At 68.9% G+C, this 20,958-nt stretch carries 18 protein-coding genes; 16 read left to right on the forward strand and 2 right to left on the reverse strand.

Annotated features, from left to right (window positions below; genetic code table 11):
• The first annotated feature begins 52 nt into the window (after positions 1 to 52).
• From BVG12_RS08910 to BVG12_RS08945, 8 genes are all read left to right on the forward strand, one after another.
• Positions 53 to 664 (forward strand): chromate transporter, encoded by a 612-nt coding sequence (locus BVG12_RS08910; protein ID WP_075792080.1) that lies wholly within the window; start codon positions 53 to 55, stop codon positions 662 to 664.
• Entirely contained in the window at positions 661 to 1,266 is a 606-nt protein-coding gene (locus BVG12_RS08915; RefSeq protein ID WP_075792081.1) for a chromate transporter, read from the forward strand. Before BVG12_RS08910 ends, BVG12_RS08915 begins: the two co-directional genes overlap by 4 nt.
• Before the next feature lie 74 nt (positions 1,267 to 1,340).
• Positions 1,341 to 2,183: an S-formylglutathione hydrolase gene (gene fghA / locus BVG12_RS08920; RefSeq protein ID WP_075792082.1), complete on the forward strand. Its 843-nt coding sequence runs from the start codon at positions 1,341 to 1,343 to the stop codon at positions 2,181 to 2,183.
• A gap of 234 nt (positions 2,184 to 2,417) precedes the next feature.
• On the forward strand, positions 2,418 to 2,885 hold the full coding sequence (locus BVG12_RS08925) for an Hsp20/alpha crystallin family protein (RefSeq protein WP_083684796.1): 468 nt from the start codon (positions 2,418 to 2,420) through the stop codon (positions 2,883 to 2,885).
• Positions 2,886 to 2,982: 97 nt separating this feature from the next.
• Positions 2,983 to 3,702: a phosphoribosyltransferase gene (locus BVG12_RS08930; RefSeq protein ID WP_075792084.1), complete on the forward strand. Its 720-nt coding sequence runs from the start codon at positions 2,983 to 2,985 to the stop codon at positions 3,700 to 3,702.
• On the forward strand, positions 3,674 to 4,861 hold the full coding sequence (locus BVG12_RS08935) for an SRPBCC family protein (RefSeq protein WP_075792085.1): 1,188 nt from the start codon (positions 3,674 to 3,676) through the stop codon (positions 4,859 to 4,861). The genes BVG12_RS08930 and BVG12_RS08935 overlap by 29 nt, the downstream gene beginning before the upstream one ends.
• A gap of 7 nt (positions 4,862 to 4,868) precedes the next feature.
• A complete protein-coding gene (locus tag BVG12_RS08940) occupies positions 4,869 to 6,197 on the forward strand; it encodes an erythromycin esterase family protein (RefSeq protein ID WP_075792086.1) in 1,329 nt (442 codons plus the stop codon).
• Entirely contained in the window at positions 6,157 to 6,705 is a 549-nt protein-coding gene (locus BVG12_RS08945) for an SH3 domain-containing protein (RefSeq protein ID WP_075792087.1), read from the forward strand. Before BVG12_RS08940 ends, BVG12_RS08945 begins: the two co-directional genes overlap by 41 nt.
• Here the strand turns inward: BVG12_RS08945 and BVG12_RS08950 are convergent, their stop codons facing one another.
• A complete protein-coding gene (locus BVG12_RS08950; protein ID WP_083684799.1) occupies positions 6,706 to 9,084 on the reverse strand; it encodes a diguanylate cyclase domain-containing protein in 2,379 nt (792 codons plus the stop codon). It abuts the gene before it with no gap.
• Between the two features lie 172 nt (positions 9,085 to 9,256).
• On the opposite strand from BVG12_RS08950, the gene BVG12_RS08955 reads away from it, so the two are divergent.
• From BVG12_RS08955 to BVG12_RS08965, 3 genes are read left to right on the forward strand one after another with little or no spacing between them, the layout of a single operon-like run.
• Positions 9,257 to 9,736 carry a (2Fe-2S)-binding protein gene (locus BVG12_RS08955; protein WP_075792088.1) on the forward strand — a complete coding sequence of 160 codons (480 nt, stop codon included), beginning with the start codon at positions 9,257 to 9,259 and terminating at the stop codon, positions 9,734 to 9,736.
• Positions 9,733 to 11,991, forward strand: coding sequence for a xanthine dehydrogenase family protein molybdopterin-binding subunit (locus BVG12_RS08960; RefSeq protein WP_075792089.1), 2,259 nt, complete (start codon positions 9,733 to 9,735; stop codon positions 11,989 to 11,991). Before BVG12_RS08955 ends, BVG12_RS08960 begins: the two co-directional genes overlap by 4 nt.
• 7 nt (positions 11,992 to 11,998) lie before the next feature.
• Positions 11,999 to 13,498, forward strand: coding sequence for a tetratricopeptide repeat protein (locus tag BVG12_RS08965; RefSeq protein WP_075792090.1), 1,500 nt, complete (start codon positions 11,999 to 12,001; stop codon positions 13,496 to 13,498).
• A 78-nt stretch (positions 13,499 to 13,576) separates the two neighbouring features.
• On the opposite strand, the gene BVG12_RS08970 is transcribed toward BVG12_RS08965, so the two are convergent.
• A complete protein-coding gene (locus BVG12_RS08970) occupies positions 13,577 to 14,623 on the reverse strand; it encodes a helix-turn-helix domain-containing protein (RefSeq protein ID WP_075792091.1) in 1,047 nt (348 codons plus the stop codon).
• A 212-nt stretch (positions 14,624 to 14,835) separates the two neighbouring features.
• Between BVG12_RS08970 and BVG12_RS08975 the strand changes: the two genes are divergently transcribed.
• The 5 genes from BVG12_RS08975 to BVG12_RS08995 all read left to right on the forward strand — a co-directional run bounded on the left by BVG12_RS08975 (position 14,836) and on the right by BVG12_RS08995 (position 20,956).
• Entirely contained in the window at positions 14,836 to 16,302 is a 1,467-nt protein-coding gene (locus BVG12_RS08975) for an aldehyde dehydrogenase family protein (RefSeq protein ID WP_075792092.1), read from the forward strand.
• Positions 16,303 to 16,322: 20 nt separating this feature from the next.
• The gene (betA, locus tag BVG12_RS08980; protein ID WP_075792093.1) at positions 16,323 to 18,035 is read left to right on the forward strand and encodes a choline dehydrogenase; all 1,713 of its coding nucleotides are present in this window, start codon (positions 16,323 to 16,325) and stop codon (positions 18,033 to 18,035) included.
• A gap of 13 nt (positions 18,036 to 18,048) precedes the next feature.
• Complete coding sequence (locus BVG12_RS08985; RefSeq protein WP_075792094.1) at positions 18,049 to 18,855, forward strand: TorF family putative porin; 807 nt, start codon at positions 18,049 to 18,051, stop codon at positions 18,853 to 18,855.
• Positions 18,856 to 18,914: 59 nt separating this feature from the next.
• The gene (locus tag BVG12_RS08990) at positions 18,915 to 19,205 is read left to right on the forward strand and encodes a CBU_0592 family membrane protein (protein ID WP_075792095.1); all 291 of its coding nucleotides are present in this window, start codon (positions 18,915 to 18,917) and stop codon (positions 19,203 to 19,205) included.
• Positions 19,206 to 19,339: 134 nt separating this feature from the next.
• Positions 19,340 to 20,956 carry a trimethylamine N-oxide permease gene (locus BVG12_RS08995; RefSeq protein ID WP_075796269.1) on the forward strand — a complete coding sequence of 539 codons (1,617 nt, stop codon included), beginning with the start codon at positions 19,340 to 19,342 and terminating at the stop codon, positions 20,954 to 20,956.
• The last annotated feature ends 2 nt before the right edge of the window (positions 20,957 to 20,958 follow it).

Raw genomic sequence — 20,958 nt, forward strand, 5'->3', positions numbered from 1 at the left:
CCGGCGCCGGTTCCACATGGACAGGCCCCGGCGGCGGCGCGATAATCGGGGGATGAACGCCCCGCCCCGCACCGACAACACCCCCCGCACCGACAGCGCCGCCCCACCCGACCGTCCCCGCCCCCGCTCCCTCTCCGACCTGTTCGTTTCCTTTACCCTGCTGGCCCTGCAAGGCTTCGGCGGTGTGCTGGCCATCGTCCAGCGCGAAGTGGTCGACCGCAAGGGCTGGCTGACCCAGGACGAATTCATCGAAGACTGGGCCGTCGCCCAGATCATGCCCGGGCCGAACGTCGTCAACCTGTCCTTGATGATCGGCGGCCGCTACTTCGGCTTTGCCGGCGCGATGGCCGCGCTGGCCGGCCTGCTGACCGTGCCCCTCATGCTCGTCCTCGCACTCGTCGTGCTGCACGACCGCTTCGCCGACAGTGCCGCCGTCGCCGGTGCGCTGCACGGCATGGCCGCCGTCTGCGCCGGCCTGATCGGCGCGGCCGGCCTGCGCCTCGTCAACGCCTTCAAAAAGAGCCCGATGCCCTTGTCCTGGTGCGTGGCCATCAGCGCGGCCGGCTTCATCCTCGTGGCGTTCCTCAAGTGTCCGCTCGCCTGGGTGCTGTCCGGCCTCGGCGGCCTGGGCTGCATCCTCACCTACCGGCGCCTGAAAGCATGACCGCGCCCCTGCACCTCACCCTGGACTGGGCCGACTGGCTCAACCTGTTCGGCCACTTCCTCACCCTGTCGATGATGTCGGTGGGCGGGGCCATCTCGACGACGTCCGAGATGCACCGCTTCCTCGTCGATCAGCACCACTGGCTCACCCAGGACCAGTTCAACCAGTCGATCGCGCTGGCGCAAGCCGCCCCCGGGCCGAACGTCCTGTTCGTCGCCCTGATGGGCTGGCACGTCGGCATGAACGCCGGCAGCACGGCCGCCGCCTTGTTCGGCGTGCTCGTGACCATGGTCGGCATCATGACGCCCTCCACCATCATCACGTACACGGCGGCCCGCTGGGGCCATCGCAACCGCGAGCTGCGCGCCGTCCGCGCCTTCAAGCAGGGCATGGCGCCCATCGTCATCGCGCTGCTGCTGTCGACGGCCTGGATCATGGCCAGTTCGGCCGCCGCCGGTACCGGCACCGTGCGCGACGTGCTGGCGCATTGGCCCCTGTGGCTCACGGTCGTCGTCAGCGGGCTGGTCATCTGGCGCACGCGCATCCACCTGCTGTGGCTGCTCGCCGCGGGTGCCGTACTGGGGGCGCTGGGCCTGATCTGAAGCGTGGTGGCACCCGGCCCCGGGACCGGGCATACTTGCGTTTTTGACCACCCAACCTTCCAACGGAACACTCCATGCCCGAACTCCTCAGCGAACACGCTTGTTTCGACGGTGTCCAGCGCTTCTACCAATACGACTCCGCCGCCATCGGATTGACTATGCGTTTTTCCGTGTACCTCCCTCCCGGTGCGCAAAGCAAGCGCCTGCCCGTGCTGTTCTACCTCGCCGGCCTGACCTGCACCGAAGAGACCTTCATGATCAAGGCCGGCGCCCAGCGCGTGGCGGCACAGGAAGGCCTGATCCTGGTCGCTCCGGACACGAGCCCGCGCGGCGCCGGCGTGCCGGGCGAGACGGACAGCTGGGACTTCGGCGCGGGCGCCGGCTTCTACGTGGACGCCACGCGCGCGCCGTGGTCCACTCACTACCGCATGTACAGCCACATCCTCGAACTGCGCGAACTGGTGCTGGCCCATCTGCCGGCCGATCCGGCGCGCGTGGGCATCTTCGGCCACTCGATGGGCGGCCACGGCGCGCTGATGCTGGCGCTGCGCAACCCTGACCTGTTCCGCTCCGTGTCGGCCTTCGCGCCCATCGCCGCCCCGTCCCGCTGCCCGTGGGGCGAGAAGGCGTTCGGCGGCTACCTCGGTGCCGATCGCGACGCGTGGCGCGCCTACGATGCGACCGAGCTGATGGCGTGCGCCGACGCCCCGCCCTTCCCGAAAGGGATCCTGATCGACCAGGGCCTGGCGGACAAGTTCCTGGCCGAGCAGCTGTACCCCGATGCCTTCGAGGACGCCTGCCGCGCCGTCGGCCAGCCGCTCGAACTGCGCCGCCATCCGGGCTACGACCACGGCTATTACTTCATCTCGACGTTCGTCGAAGACCACCTGCGCTTCCACCGCCGCAACCTCGGCTGATGCCGCGCACGCCCACGCTTTTCGCGTCGTGCGAAACGTCGTGGGCACGCAGTCATAGACCCGGGCGGGTCCGTAAAATTCCGCGTTGTCGTGCGCGCACTGGCCGGGATCAAACGTCCCGGCCGGCTCCCCGCGCACGTTTCGTGCGCCCCTTGCAAACCGCGTTTGCAGGCCCTATAAATGGGATGCAGTTCCCTATAAATGGGATGCAGTTCTATTCAAGGGAGGTCTATCATGAACCTGATCAGAAGAGGCACGACACCACTTTCCACCTACCGTCCCGGCGCCATGGAAGACCAGTTCGGGCGCATCGTCGAGAACATGTTCCAGGACTTCTTCGCCCCGCTCGCCCAGGGCCGCTGGGCCGGCGACGACGTCGGCATGCCGCGCCTGGACGTCAGCGAGACGGACAAAACCTTCGAGGTGAAAGCCGAGCTGCCGGGCGTCAAGAAGGACGACGTGCACGTGTCGATCGACGGCCAGCGCGTCACGATCGAGGGTGAATGCCAGCAGGCAAACGAACAGCGCCAGGGCGAGCAGGTGGTGTATTCTGAACGCTCCGCGCGCAAGTACCAGCGCAGCTTCACGCTGCCCGCCGAGGTCGACGATGCCAATGCCCAGGCCCGGCTCGAGGATGGCGTCCTGATGCTGTCGCTGCCCAAGAAACAGGGCGGCACCGCGCGCCAGCTGACGATCCAGTAAGCCGCCCCGCGCGGCGTCGAGCGGTCGAGCGGCCAACCGGCCGCCCGGCCGCGCTCGTGCCGCGGAAACGGCAGACACTTCAGGAACCGTGCGCATCATGGCCGACAGTCTTCATTTCAAGAACCGCACCGAGGCGGGCCGGCTGCTGGCGAAGCGGCTCGGCGCCTATGCCGCGGAGCCCGATGCCATCGTGCTGGCGCTGCCGCGCGGCGGCGTTCCGGTGGGGTTCGCCATCGCACAACGGCTCGGGATCGCCCTCGACATCCTCATCGTGCGCAAGCTCGGCATGCCGGGCCACGAGGAGTTCGCGATGGGCGCCGTGGGCAGCGGCGGCGTGCGCGTGCTCCAGCCCGGCGTGCCCGGCCTGATGGGCGTCAGCATGCAGGACGTGGACGCCGTCACGGCGCGCGAGCTGGCCGAGCTGCAGCGGCGCGAACGCGCGTACCGCGGCGGCCGCCCGCCGCTCGACCTCGCGGGACGCAGCGCGATCCTCGTCGACGACGGTGTCGCCACGGGCTCCACGATGCTGGCCGCGATCGAGGTGGCGCGCAAGCTCGGGCCGCGCACGCTGGCGCTGGCCGTCCCCGTCGCGCCGCCGGACACGGCGGCGACGCTCGCGGCGCGCGTCGACGACCTCGTCTGCCTGTCCACCCCGCTGCAATTCCGCTCGGTAGGCCAGTGGTACGACGCATTCGAACAGACCAGCGACGAGGAAGTGCAGGATTTGCTGGCCACCGCCTGGCACGACGAGGCGGCGGCCGGGGCCAGACCAACCGGAGGAGCGAATCATGAGAGACACAACGGACACAGGCTATGAAATCGCGAAATGGCTGGGCGGTGCCGCCGCCGGCGCCCTGCTGATGTATATGCTCGACCCCGACCGCGGCGGCGCGCGGCGCGCGCAATCGGCCGCGGCCGTGCGCAATGCGGGCGCGCGCACGTCGAGTGCGCTGGGCAATGTCTGGCGCGGTACCGGCGCGCGCATCGGGGCCGCGGCCGACGGGTTGCGCGACAGCGCGGCCGGCATGGCGGACGACCTGCGCACGGATGGCGCGGCCGCGAAGGCCGGCTCGGCACTGGAGCGCGTGGGACGCGCCGCGAGCGAGGCGCTCGACGCCGGCCTCGACAAGGCGAGAAACACGCTGGACCGCGCCAGCGAGGCGGTCGGGTCCGGCGTGGACAAGGCCAAGAGCGCGCTGAGCCGGACTGGCGACGGCATGGACAAGGCCGCCGACGCGCTGACCGGTTCGTATGCCGCGGGCGGCCTGCGCACGCGCATGCGCGACGCCCTGCAGACGGGGCCGAACGGCGAATGGACGCCCACCGCGCGCAATTCGGCACTGGCCGGCGGCGGCCTGCTGGCGCTGTACGCGCTGACGCGGCGCTCGCCCCTGGCGCTCGTGCTCGGCCTGGCCGGGGCCGCGCTGCTGGCGCGGGGCGCCACCAACCAATCCCTGACGGGCATGCTGCGCGGCCGCGGCCTCGGCATGGACCAGACCATCGACTTCAGCAAATCCATCCACATCGACGCCGCGCCCGACGACGTATACGACGTGTGGACCAATTACGAGAACTTCCCGCACTTCATGTCCCACGTCGCCGAGGTGCGCGACCTCGGGCGCGGGCGCTCGCACTGGGTCGTGCGCGGCCCGGGCGGCAGCGAGTACGCATGGAATTCCGTGCTCACCGAGCAGTCGCGGCCGCACCGCCTGGCCTGGCGCAGCGAAGCCGGCGCCGAGATCCCGCAGAGCGGCTCGGTCCAGTTCGAACCGCACCGCGGCGGCACCCTCGTCACCGTGCGCATGTCGTACTCGCCGCCGGTGGGCGTTCTCGGTCACGGGCTCGCGACCTTGCTCGGGTCGGATCCGAAGGCCCAGATGGACGACGACCTGGCGCGCATGAAAGCGTTCATCGAACGGGGCGCCGTGCCGCGCGACGCCGCGCGGTCGCGTTCCGGCAGCCGCTGGCTGCATTGAGACGGTCATGGCGACCCCGCAAGCCGTCTCCGCGATCCGCTCCGCCGCCCGCCCGCTGACGGGCGGCAAGCGCGATTACGACGCCCTGCTCGACCTCGTCGGCGACGCGCGCTTCGTCCTGCTGGGCGAAGCGACGCATGGCACCCACGAATTCTACGAGGAACGCGCGCGCATCACGCAGCGCCTGATCGAGGACAAGGGGTTTCACGCCGTGGCCGTCGAGGCCGACTGGCCGGACGCCTACCGCGTCAACCGCTACGTACGCGGCCGCGGTGACGACCGCGACGCCAACGAGGCCCTGTCCGGCTTCAAGCGCTTCCCGAACTGGATGTGGCGGAACACCGACGTCGCCTCCTTCGTCGACTGGCTACGCCACCACAACGAGGGAACGTCCGGCCCGCAGGTCGGCTTCTATGGACTCGACCTGTACAGCATGTTCACGTCGATCGAGGAAGTGCTGCGCTACCTCGACCAGGTCGACCCGAACGCGGCGCGCCAGGCGCGCGAGCGCTATGCCTGCTTCGACCATTACCACGAGGACAGCCAGCACTACGGCTACACGGCGAGCCTCGACCTGTCCGCCTCGTGCGAGGAAGGCGTCCTGGAACAGTTGCGGCACCTGCAGCAACGCGCTTCCGACTATATGTACCGGAACGGCGACGAGGAAGCGTTTTTCTACGCGGAGCAGAACGCGCGCCTCGTCAAGAACGCCGAGGAATACTACCGGACGATGTTCCGGGGTCGCGTGTCATCCTGGAACCTGCGCGACAGTCACATGGCGGAGACGCTGGACGCGCTCGCCACGCACCTGTCGAAGGATGGTGAGCCGGCCAAGATCGTCGTCTGGGAACACAATTCCCACATCGGCGACGCGCGCGCGACGGAAATGGGCGAGATGGGCGAGTGGAATGTCGGCGAACTGGCGCGCAAGGAATACGACGGGCAGACGCGGCTGATCGGCTTTTCCACGTACGACGGCTACGTCACGGCCGCGTCGGAATGGGACGCGCCGGCCGAGCACAAGCGCGTCAGGCCGGGCATGCCGGGCAGCTACGAGGAATTGCTGCACGCGACAGGCATCCCCCGCTTCCTGCTGCCGCTGCGCGACGGCGACAAGCAGGCCCGCGACGCCATGCTGGAACGTAAGCTGGAACGGGCCATCGGTGTGATTTACCTGCCGTGCACGGAACGCCACAGCCATTATTTTGCGGCGGAAATGGCGCGCCAGTTCGATGCCGTCATCCACATCGACCATACGACGGCCGTACAACCGCTCGACCCGGGCGGCGGCTGGCATGCGGAGGAACCACCGGAGACTTATCCGACCGGCATCTGAAGCGCAGACCAGCCTGCTGATCGCGGACGTCCGCTCCGGTATCCAGGTCGCCGCGGAAGAAGCCGTCGCCACGAAAACCGACTTCGGCATCTCGGGCTGGAGCTGGGGCGGCGGCGATTATACGCGCCTGGGCGGTTACACGAATACGCCGGAAGGCAAGATGGTCGCGGCCAGCCTGCTCGACAACTACAACCGCATCGTGCTCAAGACCCGCAACGAGCCGAGCCTGGTGCGCACGAGCAGCGCGGCCGGCAAGGTGAATGCGCATGCGTCCACGCGCGAAGGCGTACCGGTGTCGGCCGGCGCCAGCGTGTACGCCCGCCTGGCGAGCGTCAAGCTGTACACCGAGCCGCGCGCCGGCAGCAAGGTGATGGGCGTGTTGAAACGCGCGGAAGAAGCGATCGCCACCGGCGAAGAGCGCGACGGCTTCGTCAAGATCGACGGCGAGAACGTCTCGGGCGGCTGGGTGCAGCGCACGCTGGTGGCCACGCAGTCGGCACCGCAGTAATCAGTGCGGCGACGCGGCCGCCGGCACATCCTCCCCGACCCGTACCACGCAGCGGTTGCGCCCGTCGTGCTTGGCCGCATACAGCGCCGTATCGGCCCAGCCCAGCACCTGGTCCTGCGAGGGCAGCGGGCCGTCGGTGCCATGGACGAGCGCGATGCCCACGCTGGCCGTCACGGCCAGTTCGCCCGCCCCCGTCGCGAACGGCCGCCGGATGGCGTCCACGATCTTCGCGCCGATCCGCTCCGCTTCCTCCACGCCCTTGACGTCTTCCAGCAGGACGACGAATTCGTCGCCGGCCAGGCGCGCCGGCGTGTCGGTCACGCGCACGCAACCGGTCAGGCGCTGGGCGAATTCCTTGAGGACCTCGTCGCCCACGCCATGGCCCCATGTGTCGTTGATGGCTTTGAAATGGTCGACGTCCAGATAGGCCAGGCCCAGCACCTGGCGCTGGCGGCGCACGCGCTCCAGGGCCTGGCCCAGCATCTCGCCGAACAGGCGGCGGTTGGCGATGCCGGTCAGGCTGTCGAAGCGCGCCATCTGCACGAGCCGGCTTTCCGCTTCCTTCACCCGCGTCATGTCGTGCGCGAGCGCATACACGCCCGCGACGGCGACCGCCACGCGGCCCTGCGCCTGCACGTCCGGGACGAACGTCCATTCCAGGATGCGGTGCCGGCCCAGCGCCTGCAGCGGCATCTCGAACGTGGCGCCGACGCCTTCGAACGCCTGCCTGAGGCGCGGGCGGGCCGCGTCGTAGGCGGGTTTGCCGAGGACCTCGGCCAGATGCATGCCCGGCAAACGGACGGGTTCCAGGCCCAGCCAGGCCTGGAACGTCGCGTTGCCGAAGCCCATGCGGTGATTGCGGTCGATGTAGCAGATCAACACGGGCAGGTTGTCGGCGATGAGGCGCAGGCGCTGCTCGCTCGCGGCCTGGGCCAGTTCCGCTTCCTTGCGCTCGCTGATGTCCATGGCCAGCACGTAAAAGCCGGCCACGCGGCCGTCCTGGTCGATGTCCGGGATGGTGTCGATCATCTGGTGACGCTTCGCGTCGTCGCTGCGCACATCTTCCACATGTCCGCGCTCGCCGCGCAGGGCGGCGCGGATCTGCGGCTCCAGCCGGGTGTAGCCGGCCTCGCCCAGCACCTCGCGCACGGTGCGCCCGAGCGCCCAGCCCGGCGGCGTGCCGATCATGCGGTCGAAACCGGCGTTCGTGAACTCGAAGCGCTCGTTGCGGTCGACGTGGGCGATCACGGCCGGGACATTGTCGGCGATCGCGCGCATCTGCGCGGCCGCGCGCTCGCGCGCGAGCACGAGGTCGTGGAAGGCGCGGCCGAGCTCGCCGACCTCGTCGTGCCGGGCGAGCGCCAGCACGTCGATGTCGGCGCCCTCGTGACGGACGGCTGCCACGTTGCGGCGCAACGCATCCAGCGGCTGCAGGCCGCGCCGCACGATCCACCACGACAGCAGGCCCGCCACCAGGGCGAGAATGCCGGCCACGACGAGCACCGTGCGGCGCACGCGCGCCAGCGGCGCGAACGCCTCGGCCTCGGGATAGCGCGCGCCGAGGATCCAGCCCGTCGTCGCCAGGCGCCGGTAGGTGACGATGGCGGGGCCCTCATGATCGCGGCCGTACAGCCAACCCTCGAAGCCGTGCAGCGCACGCTCCAGGCCGGGCTGGGCGCCGGGCCCCTCGTCGAAGCGCTCCATGGTGCGCGTCCTGGACGGGGAGTCGATCGGCACGCCGTCGGCCGACAGCAGGAACAGATAGCCCGTGCTGCCCGGCCGCAGGGCGTCGATCTGGCGCAGGAAACGGGCGTGCTGCAGGTCGATGCGGCCGGCCAGCACGTAGACGATCTCGCCGTGGTCGTCAAACACCGGCGCCGTCACCGCCACCATCTTCGCGCCGGACAGCCGGCTCTGGAACGGATCGGAGATAATGCCGCGCCCGCGCAGCAGGGTTTCTTCGAAATACGCGCGGCCGTGGGCCGTCAGCGGCTGCGCGCTGGGCGTCAATGCGCCCGCCGCCACCAACTCGCCGTTGCGCGCGAACGCGGCGATGTTGACGACGTCGTCGCCCGCGTCGGCCGTGCGTTCGGCCAGCCAGGCCTGCAGGCGGCGCGGGTCGGCCCTGGCGTCCGCCGGTATCGCCGCGGCCAGCGCGGCCATCCGGCGCAGGCGCGCTTCGAGCAGGTCGTCGAAGAAGGCGGCGGCGCCCGACAGCATCGCGTACTGCTGCCCGCCCAGGACGGCGCGCAGATCGTGTTCGGCCACGTCCACGGCCAGCGGGCCGGCCAGCAGCGTGGCGCCGAGCACCAGCACGCCGACGGCACCGGCCAGGCGGCTGCGCAGGGTGGTCGGAAATGAGATCGGTCGTCGCATCATGGGTGGGCGGTGCCGCTACGCATCGGGCCGCACCAGTATGTCATACCGCTCGAATTTCTACATATACAAAGCAAAACATCGCAAAACATCGATTCCCTTGGTTTTGATGGGGCGGTTTGGTTTACGATTGCACAGTTTAGGTCAGGCAACGCGAAAACCACTGCACGAGAAGATGAATAAATACACATTGCATGTCAACGGCAAGGCCCAGGCCGTCGACGTCGAGGCGGATACGCCGCTGCTGTGGGCACTGCGCGATACCCTCGGTCTCGTCGGTACGAAATACGGTTGCGGCGTGGGCGCCTGCGGGGCCTGCACCGTGCATGTGGACGGCCAGCCCGCGCGCGCCTGCCAGTTGCCGGTAAGTAGCATCGGCAAGCGCCGCATCACCACCATCGAGGGCCTGGACGAACACGCGATGCATCCGCTGCAGCAGGCATGGACCGAATTGGACGTGCCGCAGTGCGGCTATTGCCAGGCCGGCCAGATCATGACCGCGTGCGCCCTGCTGAAACAGCATCCGCGTCCGACCGACGCGCAGATCGACGACGCGATGGCCGGCAATCTGTGCCGCTGCGCGACCTATGTGCGCATCCGTGCCGGCATCCACCGCGCGGCGGAGATCGCGGGCACCGGAAAGGACAAGGCATGAGCCGCCCCGCCTCCCCCTCGCGCCGCCGCTTCCTCGGCCGGTCGGCCGGTGCCGGCGTGGCGCTGCTGCTCGGCGTGCAGGCCGGCGGCGCGATCGCCGCGCTGTCCGACAACGGCCAGCTTGACCCCGCCGGCGACTTCGTCCCGAACGCCTTCATCCGCATCGGCACGGACGGCCGCGTCACGCTCGTCTCCAAGCAGCCGGAAATCGGCCAGGGCATCAAGACGTCGCTGCCGATGGTGCTCGCGGAAGAACTCGAGGTCGACTGGAAGACGGTCCACGTGATACAGGGCGACCTGAACCCGATCTATGGTTCCCAGGGCGCGGGCGGATCGACGTCGACGCCGACCAACTACGACAACTTCCTGCGCCTGGGCGCCACCGCGCGCACGATGCTCGTGCGGGCCGCGGCCCGGACGTGGAACGTGCCGGCGGCCGAATGCCGCGCGGAGAACGGCGCCGTCGTGCACGGCGCCAGCGGCCGCAAACTGGGATACGGGGCGCTCGTGCGCGCGGCGTCCGCGCTGCCCGTGCCGCCTGCCGCGGACGTGGTGCTGAAGAAGCCGGCCGCGTACCGCCTGCTCGGCACGCGCGTGGGCGGCGTCGACAACGCGCTCGTCGTCAGCGGCCAGCCGCTGTTCGGCATCGACACGCGCCTGCCGGACATGCTGTACGCGACCTATGTGAAGTGTCCCGTGCTTGGCGGCCGCCCCGTCGACGCCAACCTGGCCGCCATCCGGGCCATGCCAGGCGTGAAGGCGGCGTTCATGGTCGAGGGCACGGAAAACCTGAACGGCCTGCGGCCCGGCGTCGCCATCGTCGCCGACTCGACGTGGAACGCGTTCCGCGCCCGTAAAAAACTGCAGGTGGCATGGGACGAAGGCGAAGGCGCGCGTCACAGCTGGTCGGGCTTCCTCGCCCAGGCGCAGGCCGCGAGCGGCCAGCCAGGGGCCGCCGTCATGCGCAAGGATGGCGACGTCGATGCCGCCCTCGCCGGCGCCGCGCGTACCGTCGAGGCGAACTACGTCTATCCGTTCATCTCGCACGCGAGCATGGAGCCGCAGAACTGCACGGCGTGGTTCAAGCCGGCGGACGGCTCGCTCGAACTGTGGGCGCCCACGCAGAATCCGGGCGCGGGCCAGGCGCTCGTGTCCACGACCTTCAACATCCCGAAAGATAAAATCACGCTGCATATCACGCGCAGCGGCGGCGGCTTCGGGCGGCGGCTGTCGTCCGACTTCATCGTCGAAGCGGCCGCCATCGCGCAAAAAGTGAGAGCGCCCGTCAAGCTGACGTGGATGCGCGAGGACGACCTGCAGCACGACCACTTCCGCGCCGGCGGCTTCCACTTCCTGCGCGGCGGCGTGGACGAACAGGGCAAGGTCGTCGCCTGGCACGACCACTTCGTCACGTTCGCCAACCGCGTCGAGAGGAAGGAAAACGACGGCGGCTCGGCGAGCGTGCTGCAGCCGGGCAGCGGCGCCAATCTGTCCGGCGACGAATTCCCCGGCCGCTGGCTCGCCAACTGCCTGATCGAACAGACGCCGCTCGAATGCCGCATCCCGATGGGCCCCTGGCGCGCACCGGGCAGCAATGTGTTCGCGTGGGTGTTCCACAGCTTCATAGACGAACTGGCCCAGGCGGCCGGGCGCGACCCGATCGCGTTCCGCCTCGACCTGCTGGGCGACAAGGACCTGGTGGCCGGCACGGGCGAGCGCGGCGTGCCGTACAACGTCGGCCGCATGCGCAACGTGTTGACAGCCGTGGCGGAGAAATCCGGCTGGGGCAAGCGCAAATTCGCGCGCGGGCAAGGGGCAGGCGTCGCGTTCCACTTCAGCCACCGCGGCTACGTGGCCGAAGTGGCCGAGGTCACCGTGTCGAAGGAAGGCCGGCTGCGCGTGGACCGCGTCGTCGTCGTCGCCGACATCGGCGCGCAGATCGTGAACCTCTCCGGCGCCGAGAATCAGGTGCAGGGCGCCGTGATCGACGGCCTGTCGACGTTGATGTACCCGGCGCTCGACATCGACAAAGGCCGTATCGTGCAGAGCAACTTCCACGACTACCCGCTGCTGCGCATGCCGGACACGCCGGCCAGGATCGAAGCCCACTTCCTCAAGACCGACTATCCCGTCACGGGCCTGGGCGAGCCCGTGTTCCCGCCGCTCGCGCCGGCCGTCTGCAACGCGATCTTCGCCGCCACGGGCAAGCGCGTGCGCGAACTGCCGCTCGCGAAGGCGGATTTGTCCTGGAGCTGAGCGCGCGATGAAGGACGACGTGTCCGACCTGCTGGGCCAGGCCGTCAGACTGCACCAGCAGGGCCGGCTCGAGGAGGCGCAGGCCTTGTACCGGTGCGTGCTGGAGGTCGACCCGCGCCGGTTCGACGCGCTGCACCTGCTGGGCGTGATCGAGCGCCAGCGCGGCCATCCCGCGCGCGCCGTCGATCTCATCGAAGAAGCGCTGCGCCTGGAACCGCAGCAGGCGCGCGCTCACTGCAATCTGGGCGCGGCGCTGCAGGACCTGGGCCGGGTCGACGCCGCGCTGGCCAGCTACGAGGCCGCGCTGCGCCTCGACTCGGGCTATGCGCTCGCTTGGGACAACCGCGGCAACACGCTGCGCCGCCTCGGCCGCCTGCACGAGGCCCTGGACAGCTACGAGCGCGCCCTCGGCATCAACCCCGGGATGGCGGAAGCGTGGTGCCACCGGGCCATCGTGCTGCACGACCTGGGCCGCCACGCCGATGCGGCCGCGAGCGCCGAACAGGCCCTGGCGACGCGGCCCGCGTATGCCGACGCCTTCGTCGCGCTGGGCCATGCGCTGCAGGCGCTGGACCACCACGCGGCCGGCATCGAGGCCTACGACCGCGCGCTCGCACTGGCGCCGCACCCGGAGACCTGGTGCGCGCGCGGCACGGCCCTGAAGAAATCGGGCGACCTCGCGGGCGCGCTTTACGACTACGATCAGGCGCTCGCCGTCCGTCCCGATTACGCCCTGGCCGCGCACTACCGCGCGAACACGCTGCGCGCGCTGGGCCAGCGCGATGCGGCGGTGGAGGCGTACCGGCGCGCCCTCGCGCTGGGCGCGAACGCGCACGAGATCCGCTTCGCGCTGGCCGCGCTGGGCGAAGGGGACCAGCCGGCCGCCGCGCCGGCGGATTACGTGAAAAGCCTGTTCGACCAGTATGCCGGCCGCTTCGACCGCCACCTCGTCGACGTCCTCGGCTACCGCACGCCCGCTTTGCTGGATGCCCTGCTGCGTCCGCACCTGGCGGCGGCGCCGGTGCAGGCGGCGCTCGACCTCGGCTGCGGCACGGGACTGTGCGCGCCGTTCCTGCGCCCGCTGGCGCGGCACGTCACCGGTGTCGACCTGTCGCAGCGCATGCTGGACAAGGCTTTGGCGCTGGGCCTGTACGACGACCTGGTGTGCGGCGACATCGTCGACTGGCTGGCGGAACGCGCGGCATGCTGCGACCTGGCCGTCGCGGCCGACGTGCTAGTGTACATCGGCGACCTGGCGCCGCTGTTCGCGCGCGTACGGCACGCGCTGCGCGCGGGCGGGCTGTTCGCGTTGTCGTGCGAGGCGCTGGACGACGCAGATGCCGGTCGTGGCTATGCGATCCTGCCGTCGAACCGGTTTGCGCATGCGCTGGATTATGTGACGCGGACGGCGCGCGCGGCCGGATTCGACGTCATCGGCACGGAGCGCGCCGTACTGCGCAAGGACCACGGCCGCGATGTTGCGGGCTTTCTGATATTGCTGTCGTAGGGCGGGCACCCTGTGCTCACGCGGACGTTCGCGGCGCGTTGGCGCCCGCGTGGGCTCGGGGAGCCCACCTACGCGTGGTCACGCCGCGCGCATGCGCGCCGCCTCTTCCTGCTTCTGCGTCGTCACGTCCTGCGACGCCCCGATCATCGTGGCCGCGTTGCCGTGTTCGTCGAGCGTCACCTCGCCCTCTTCGCGGATATGCCTGCGGCTGCCGTCCGGCAGCACGATGTCGTATTCGACGCGGTACGGCTGCCCGTCGACGATCGCGGCGTGCATGGCCGCCTGCACGCGTGGGCGGTCTTCCTCGACGATCGACGCGAGGAAGCGCTCGATCGTCACCTTGAACGCCTGCGGCGCCCAGCCGAAGATGCGGTAGGCCTCGTCCGTCCACGTGCAGTCGTCGGTCTGGATGTTCCAGAACCACGCGCCCAGGTGGGCGATTTCCTGCGCCTTGGCCAGCAGCGCCTCGTTCTGGCGCAGCGCCGCCTCGGCGCGGCGGCGCTCCGTGATGTCCAGGCACACGCCGATCATCTTGGCCGGCCGCCGCTCGAGATCGCGGACCAGGGTCGCGCGCGACGACACCCAGCGCACGGTGTCGCCGTCGAGGACGCGGAATTCCCACTCGTGCATCTCGTTCGCGTCGATCGTGCGCCGCATGACGTCGCGCAGGCGCGCCGCGTCGGCCGGGTGCACGCAGGCCCAGAAGTCGTCCATCGAGCGGATGTGGCGTCCGAACAAGGCCGCGTCGTTCGATGAATACTGCAGGTGGTCCGTCATCACGTTCCACTCCCACGTGACGATGCCGGACACTTCCTGCGCCAGCTTCATGCGCGCCTCGCTCTCCATGATCTCGGCCAGGTGCTTCTTGCGCAGCTCGCGGATGTGCGGGTCGGCGGCGGTACTCGCTTCCAGTTCCGCGATCGCCTGCTCGCCGTAGCGCAGCCACAGCCAGTTCACGCCGAGGAAGCGCGCCAGTTCCAGCAGGCGCGGATACTCGATTTCGCCGCCGCGCGTCCATTTGTGCACGGCCGACGGCGACACGTTCAGCGCCTCGGCCACCTGCTTGAGCATGATCTTTTTTTCTTCCAGCACGCCCTTGAAGCGGGCTCCGAACGTTTCTTCCATTTTCAAATTAACCGTTGGTGAATTCCGTACCTGCGAGGATACACCATTTCGAACCGCTTGACGCCGCTCGAGAAAGGAGCCTACACTCGACTCACATAAACGTCAGTGAATTAATTAACCAACGGTGAATTAAAAATAAAAGGAGACAAGATGCACCAAGAAAAGACCTTCGGGCGTCCGTATGCGCCACAATCGCCAACAGGAATACCAGCATGATCAAGACCCAGCTCTACATCGACGGCCAGTGGCAGTCCTCCATCGACAACGCGACCCGCGACATCGTCAACCCGGCCGACGAAGCCGTCATCGCCCAGGCGGCCGAAGGCACCCGGCTTGACGCCCGCCGCGCCATCGCCGCCGCCCGCGCCGCGTTCGACGGCCCGTGGCGCCAGACGACGATCCGCGACCGCGCCAAATTACTGAACAAGATCGCCGACCTCGTCGACCGCGATACCGCCGAACTGGCGCGCCTGGAATCGCTCAACACGGGCAAGACCGTCACCGAAAGCCGCACGGACATGGGCGACATCGCCGCCACGTTCCGCTATTTCGCGGCCCTGGTGGCGGCAGAATCTGGCGCCGTCAACGAGGCGCCGCACCACGTCATCAGCCGCACCTTGCGCGAACCCGTGGGCGTGTGCGGCCTGATCACCCCGTGGAACTACCCGCTGCTGCAGGCCGCGTGGAAGATCGCGCCCGCACTCGGCGCCGGCAACACGGTGATCGTCAAGCCCAGCAACCTGACGCCGCTGACGACGCACCATTTCACGCGCCTGATCGCGGAACTGGACCTGCCGCCGGGCGTGTTCAACCTCGTCACGGGCGGCGCGGAAGTGGGCGCGGAGCTGGCGGAAAGCCGCGACGTCGACCTCGTGTCGTTCACCGGCGGCGCCATCGCCGGCGAAAGCATCATGAAAGCGGCGACGGGCAACTTCAAGCGCATCGGCCTGGAACTGGGCGGCAAGAACCCGAACATCGTGTTTGCCGACGCCGACCTCGACGCCGCCGTCGACTACGCGCTGAACGCCGCGTTCTTCCACGCGGGCCAGGTGTGCTCGGCCGGCTCGCGCCTGATGATCGAGGACGGCATCTACGACGAGTTCGTGGCGCGTCTGGCCGCGCGCCTGCCCCGCATCGTCATCGGCAACGGTTTTCATGCCGAGACGCAGATGGGCCCCGTGCAATCGGCCCACCAGCACGAGAAGATCCTCGGCATGGTGCAGGCCGGGATCGCGGAAGGCGCGCGCCTCGTCCACGGCGGCAAGCGTCCCGCGGGCGACGTGTACGCGCGCGGCTTCTGGCTGGAGCCGACGCTGCTCGCCGACGTGCGCGCCGACATGCGCATCGCCAAAGAAGAGATCTTCGGCCCCGTCATCACGGCCGAGCGCTTCGACTCCGAAGCACAGGCGCTGCGCGCCGCGAACGACACGCCATACGGCCTGGCCGCCGCCGTCTGGACGCGCGACCTGGACAAGGCCAACCGCATGTCGCGCCTGCTGCGTTTCGGGACCGTGTGGGTCAACGACTTCCATCCGTACTTCCCGGAAGCGCCGTGGGGCGGCTACAAGGCCAGCGGCATCGGGCGCGAACTGGCGCGCGTCGGCCTGGACGAATACACGGAGCTCAAGCACAGCTACATCAACCTCGCACCGAAAGCGATGGGCTGGTTCGGCGCTTAAGCCAGACAACGGAGGAGACAATGGACGCAATCCAGGAATACGACTACATCATCGTCGGCGCCGGATCGGCCGGCTGCGTGCTGGCGTCCCGGCTCACGGAGGACGCTCATGTGACGGTGCTGCTGCTGGAAGCGGGCGGCCCGGACTGGCGGCTGGACTGGCGCACGCAGATGCCGGCCGCGCTGGCGTATCCGCTGCAGGGCACGACCTATAACTGGGCCTACGTGACGGAGCCGGAGCCGCACATGAACGGCCGCCGCATGTCGCAGGGCCGCGGCAAAGGGCTGGGCGGTTCGTCGCTGATCAACGGCATGTGCTACATCCGCGGCAATGCGATGGACTACGACGGCTGGGCGCAGGAGAAATCGCTCGAACACTGGAGCTACGCCGACTGCCTGCCCTACTTCCGCAAGGCGGAGACGTACGACAAGGGCCCCAACGACTACCACGGCGGCGACGGTCCGCTGCACGTGACGACGCCCACCGACGACTGCAACCCGCTGTTCAAGGCCTTCATCCGCGCGGGCGAGCAGGCCGGCTATGCGGCGACGGACGACTTGAACGGCTACCGCCAGGAAGGCTTCGGCCCGATGGACCGGACGACGACGGCGCGCGGCCGCCGCTGCAGCACGTCCCTCGCCTACCTGGACGAAGCGCGCCAACGCGCCAACCTCACCGTGCACACCCGGGCGCTGGCCGATCGCATCGTGTTCGAGCGCCAGCGCGCCGTCGGCGTCGCGTACGTGCAAGGCGATACCCCGCGCCAGGCGCGTGCACGGCGCGAAGTCATCGTCAGCAATGGCGCGATCGCGTCGCCGCAGCTGCTGCTGCGCTCCGGCGTGGGCAATGCGGACGAGCTGCGCGCGCTGGGCATCGCGCCGGTGCTGAACCTGCCCGGCGTGGGCGAGAACCTGCAGGACCACCTGGAGATGTACCTGCAATACGAGTGCACGCAACCGGTGTCGCTGTATCCCGCCCTGAAATGGTGGAACAAGCCGGCGATCGGCATCGAGTGGTATCTGCGCGGCACGGGCATCGCGGCGTCCAACCATTTCGAGGCCGGAGGCTTCATCCGCAGCAGCGACGACTTCGCGTGGCCCAACCTGCAATACCACTTCATCCCGCTGGCGATGAACTACGACGGCAGCAATCCCGTCGAGATGCACGGCTTCCAGTGCCACGTCGGTTCGATGCGCTCGCCCAGCACGGGTTACGTGAAACTGGCCAGCCGCGACCCGCGCGTCAAACCGCGCATCCTGTTCAACTACATGGCGCACGACGTCGACCGGCGCGAGTTCCGCGCGGGCGTGCGCCTGACGCGCGAGATCATCGCGCAGCAGGCGATGGACGAATTCCGCGGCCGCGAGATCAAGCCCGGCATGATGGTCCAGACGGATGCCGAGATCGACGCCTTCGTGCGCGCGCATGCGGAGACGGCGCTGCACCCGTCGTGCACCTGCAAGATGGGTGACGCCTCGGACCCGATGGCCGTCGTCGACCACGAGGGCCGCGTGCATGGCGCGCAGGGCCTGCGCGTGGTGGACGCGTCGATCATGCCGAAGATCGTCACGGGCAACCTGAACGCGCCGACGATCATGCTGGCCGAGAAGCTGGCCGACGCGATCCGCGGCCGCCAACCCCTGCAGCGTTCCAACGCCCCCTATTACAAAGCAACCACGGCACGCGGCGGCAACGCGCCCGCACGCGGCCTGCACACGGCCGTTCCGGCCTGACGAGGAGACACCCATGATGCACATCCGTTTCATCCTGCCCGCCCTGCTGCTCGCCGGCGCCGGCGCCGGCGCCCACGCGCAGACCACCGACGCACCGGCCGCGCCGGCGCTGACCGCCAACGTGGCGCTGACGTCGCAATACGTGTCGCGCGGCTTCCGCCAGACCTGGGGCCAGCCCGCGATCCAGGGCGGCATCGATTACGCGCATCCCAGCGGCTGGTCGGCCGGCACGTGGATGTCGTCCGTCAGCGACAAGTTCATCGAGGGCGGCACCATCGAGTGGGACCTGTACGGCGGGTACGCCGGCGCCGTCGGCGACGTGAGCTACGGCGCGCAAGTCTATTACTACCGCTATCCCGGCGCGAAACTGCAGGCCACGCACACGAGCTACGACTACGGCGAGCTCGTCGCCTCGCTCGGCTACAAATGGATCAGCGCGAAGTACTGGCTGACGTACACGCCGGACTACTTCGGCTTCAACAGCAGCTCGCTCGGCATCGGCGCCGGCCTGCACAGCCGCGGCTCGGGCTATGCGGAAGTCAACGGCACGTTCGACGTGGCCGAGGGTACGCAGCTGCTCGTGCACTACGGCCAGGAGCGCGTGCGCAACTTCGCCGCCTACAGCTTCCGCGATGCCCGCGTCGCATTGTCCAAGTCGTTCGCGGGCGGCTGGACGGTCACGGGCGCGTGCACGCGCGGCTGGGGCCGGACCGACGCCTACGACCGCTACACGACCGGCGCCCTCGATTCCGCGGGCAGGCCGGCCATCTCCGACCCGCTGCGCGGCACGGTCCTGGTCTCGCTGGCCAGGACCTTCTGACGCGGGTCGGCTTTTCGACTCAACTGTTTTATTCCGATTCAAACCGTTTACATCAGCATATGACTTCCCTGAGCCTTACCGACGCCACCGGACTCGTTGGCGTTGCCGCCTACGTCGCCGCCCATTTCGCCGTGCAACTGCTGCACGCTTCGCCCACCGGCCGGCTGGCCGTCGCCCTCAACGTGATCGGGCCGGCCTGCATCCTCGTCTCGCTGCTGGGGGCCTTCAACCTGGCGTCGTTCCTGACCCAGGTGTTCTGGCTGGGACTGACGGTGGCGGGCTGGTGGCGCCGCCGGCGCGCGACGCAGGTGACGCGCGTGGAAGGACGGATCGCGTTCAATCACGACTGAGGCGCGATATCAGGAGGAGACACCCGCCACGAGCGGGCCATGACAGACCGTGAACGGCAGACTGCGAAGCAGCACCTTCAACACAAGACGGCTAACATGACAAAGGAGACATCGTGCAAACACCTAACGACGGACTGGCGGCGGGCGTGCTCGCGCCTAGCGAGCAGGTCCATGACCGGCAGGAACATCATGAACTCAAGCGTACCCTGACCTGGAAGGACGCCTTCTGGGTCACGAGCGGCGTGCCCGCGGGCGTGCTGTTCACCATCGGCGGCGTATCGTCCACGATCGGCACGCCGGCGTGGATCATCTGGATCGCCGCGATCCTCATCGGCTTCATCCAGAGCTTCGTGTACGCGGAGATCTCGACCCTGTACCCGCACAAATCGGGCGGCGCCTCCGTGTACGGCGCGCTGGGGTGGGTCCGCTACAGCAAGATGGTGGCGCCCGTCTCCGTGTGGTGCAACTGGCTCGCGTGGTCGCCGATGCTGGCGATGGGCACGAGCCTTGCCGCGGGCTATATGCTGAGCAGCCTGTTCCCGCCCGACTCCGTCATCAACACGTGGCATTGGACGCTGCTCGACCTTGGCGCCGTCGCCAAGGGGCTCACGCTGCGCGTGAACTCGACGTTCGTCCTCGCCATGGCGTTCCTGCTCATGACGTTCAAGCTGCAGCACAGCGGCGCCAGCGCGGCGGCGACGACGCAGCGCATCCTCGGCATCGCGTCGCTGACGCCCCTCGTCGTCATCGCCCTCGTCCCGCTGATCACGGGCGACATGCCGTCGACGAACTTCCTGCCGCTGCTGCCGCTGACCCACGACGCGGCAGGCGCCGCGGTGCTGGGCGGCTGGAACGCGGCCGGCATCTCCACGGCGATGGGCGCGATGTTCCTCGCCTGCTGGTCCACGTTCGGCTTCGAGACGGCCGTGTGCTACACCCGCGAATTCAAGGACCCGCAGAAGGACGTGTTCAAGGCCATCTTCTGGTCGGGCGTGCTGTGCCTGTTCATGTTCATCGCCGTGCCGATCGCGTTCCAGGGTTCGCTGGGTCTGGCCGGCATGCTGAAACCGGACATCATCGACGGTTCCGGCGTGGGCGCCGCGATGGCGCACTTCGTCGGCGGCGGCAAGCTGATGTTCAACGTGGTCGTCGTGATGCTGGTGCTGGCCATCCTGTTGATCGTGATGACGTCGATGATGGGTTCCTCGCGCACGCTGTACCAGGCGTCCGTCGACGGCTGGCTGCCCCGCTACCTGTCGCACGTGAACGAGCACGGCGCCCCGACCCGCGCCATGTGGACGGACCTCGGCTTCAACCTGATCCTGCTGCTCATGTCGGACTACATGGCGATCCTGTCGGTGTCGAACGTGTGCTACATGATTTTCGTGTTCCTGAACCTGCAGTCCGGCTGGATCCACCGCCTCGACCGCGCCGACTGGCCGCGCGCCTACCGGTGCAAGAACTGGCTGCTGGCGCTCGGCGCGCTGTGCGGCTATGTGGACCTCGTGTTCGTCGGCGCCGGCGCGAACTTCCAGGGCGAGCACACGCTGCGCAACGGTCTCCTGACCATGCTGCTGATCGTGCCCGTGTTCGTGTACCGCCACTATGTCCAGGACAAGGGCCGCTTCCCGGCATCGATGGCGCGCGACATGGCGCTGCCCCATGCCCGCGCCGGCATCCTGCCGTGGGTGGCGCTGGCCGGGGCCGTCCTCGTCATCTGGCTGTCCGCCCGCCTCACGGTGATCACCTGATC

This window comes from Massilia putida, assembly GCF_001941825.1.
GTDB lineage: Bacteria > Pseudomonadota > Gammaproteobacteria > Burkholderiales > Burkholderiaceae_D > Telluria > Telluria putida.

Coding starts and splice junctions, on each gene's coding strand:
- BVG12_RS08910 (WP_075792080.1), top strand. CDS start 53: ATGAACGCCCCGCCCCGCACCGACAACACCCCCCGCACCGACAGCGCC.
- BVG12_RS08915 (WP_075792081.1), top strand. CDS start 661: ATGACCGCGCCCCTGCACCTCACCCTGGACTGGGCCGACTGGCTCAAC.
- fghA (WP_075792082.1), top strand. CDS start 1,341: ATGCCCGAACTCCTCAGCGAACACGCTTGTTTCGACGGTGTCCAGCGC.
- BVG12_RS08925 (WP_083684796.1), top strand. CDS start 2,418: ATGAACCTGATCAGAAGAGGCACGACACCACTTTCCACCTACCGTCCC.
- BVG12_RS08930 (WP_075792084.1), top strand. CDS start 2,983: ATGGCCGACAGTCTTCATTTCAAGAACCGCACCGAGGCGGGCCGGCTG.
- BVG12_RS08935 (WP_075792085.1), top strand. CDS start 3,674: ATGAGAGACACAACGGACACAGGCTATGAAATCGCGAAATGGCTGGGC.
- BVG12_RS08940 (WP_075792086.1), top strand. CDS start 4,869: ATGGCGACCCCGCAAGCCGTCTCCGCGATCCGCTCCGCCGCCCGCCCG.
- BVG12_RS08945 (WP_075792087.1), top strand. CDS start 6,157: ATGCGGAGGAACCACCGGAGACTTATCCGACCGGCATCTGAAGCGCAG.
- BVG12_RS08950 (WP_083684799.1), bottom strand. CDS start 9,084: ATGATGCGACGACCGATCTCATTTCCGACCACCCTGCGCAGCCGCCTG.
- BVG12_RS08955 (WP_075792088.1), top strand. CDS start 9,257: ATGAATAAATACACATTGCATGTCAACGGCAAGGCCCAGGCCGTCGAC.
- BVG12_RS08960 (WP_075792089.1), top strand. CDS start 9,733: ATGAGCCGCCCCGCCTCCCCCTCGCGCCGCCGCTTCCTCGGCCGGTCG.
- BVG12_RS08965 (WP_075792090.1), top strand. CDS start 11,999: ATGAAGGACGACGTGTCCGACCTGCTGGGCCAGGCCGTCAGACTGCAC.
- BVG12_RS08970 (WP_075792091.1), bottom strand. CDS start 14,623: ATGGAAGAAACGTTCGGAGCCCGCTTCAAGGGCGTGCTGGAAGAAAAA.
- BVG12_RS08975 (WP_075792092.1), top strand. CDS start 14,836: ATGATCAAGACCCAGCTCTACATCGACGGCCAGTGGCAGTCCTCCATC.
- betA (WP_075792093.1), top strand. CDS start 16,323: ATGGACGCAATCCAGGAATACGACTACATCATCGTCGGCGCCGGATCG.
- BVG12_RS08985 (WP_075792094.1), top strand. CDS start 18,049: ATGATGCACATCCGTTTCATCCTGCCCGCCCTGCTGCTCGCCGGCGCC.
- BVG12_RS08990 (WP_075792095.1), top strand. CDS start 18,915: ATGACTTCCCTGAGCCTTACCGACGCCACCGGACTCGTTGGCGTTGCC.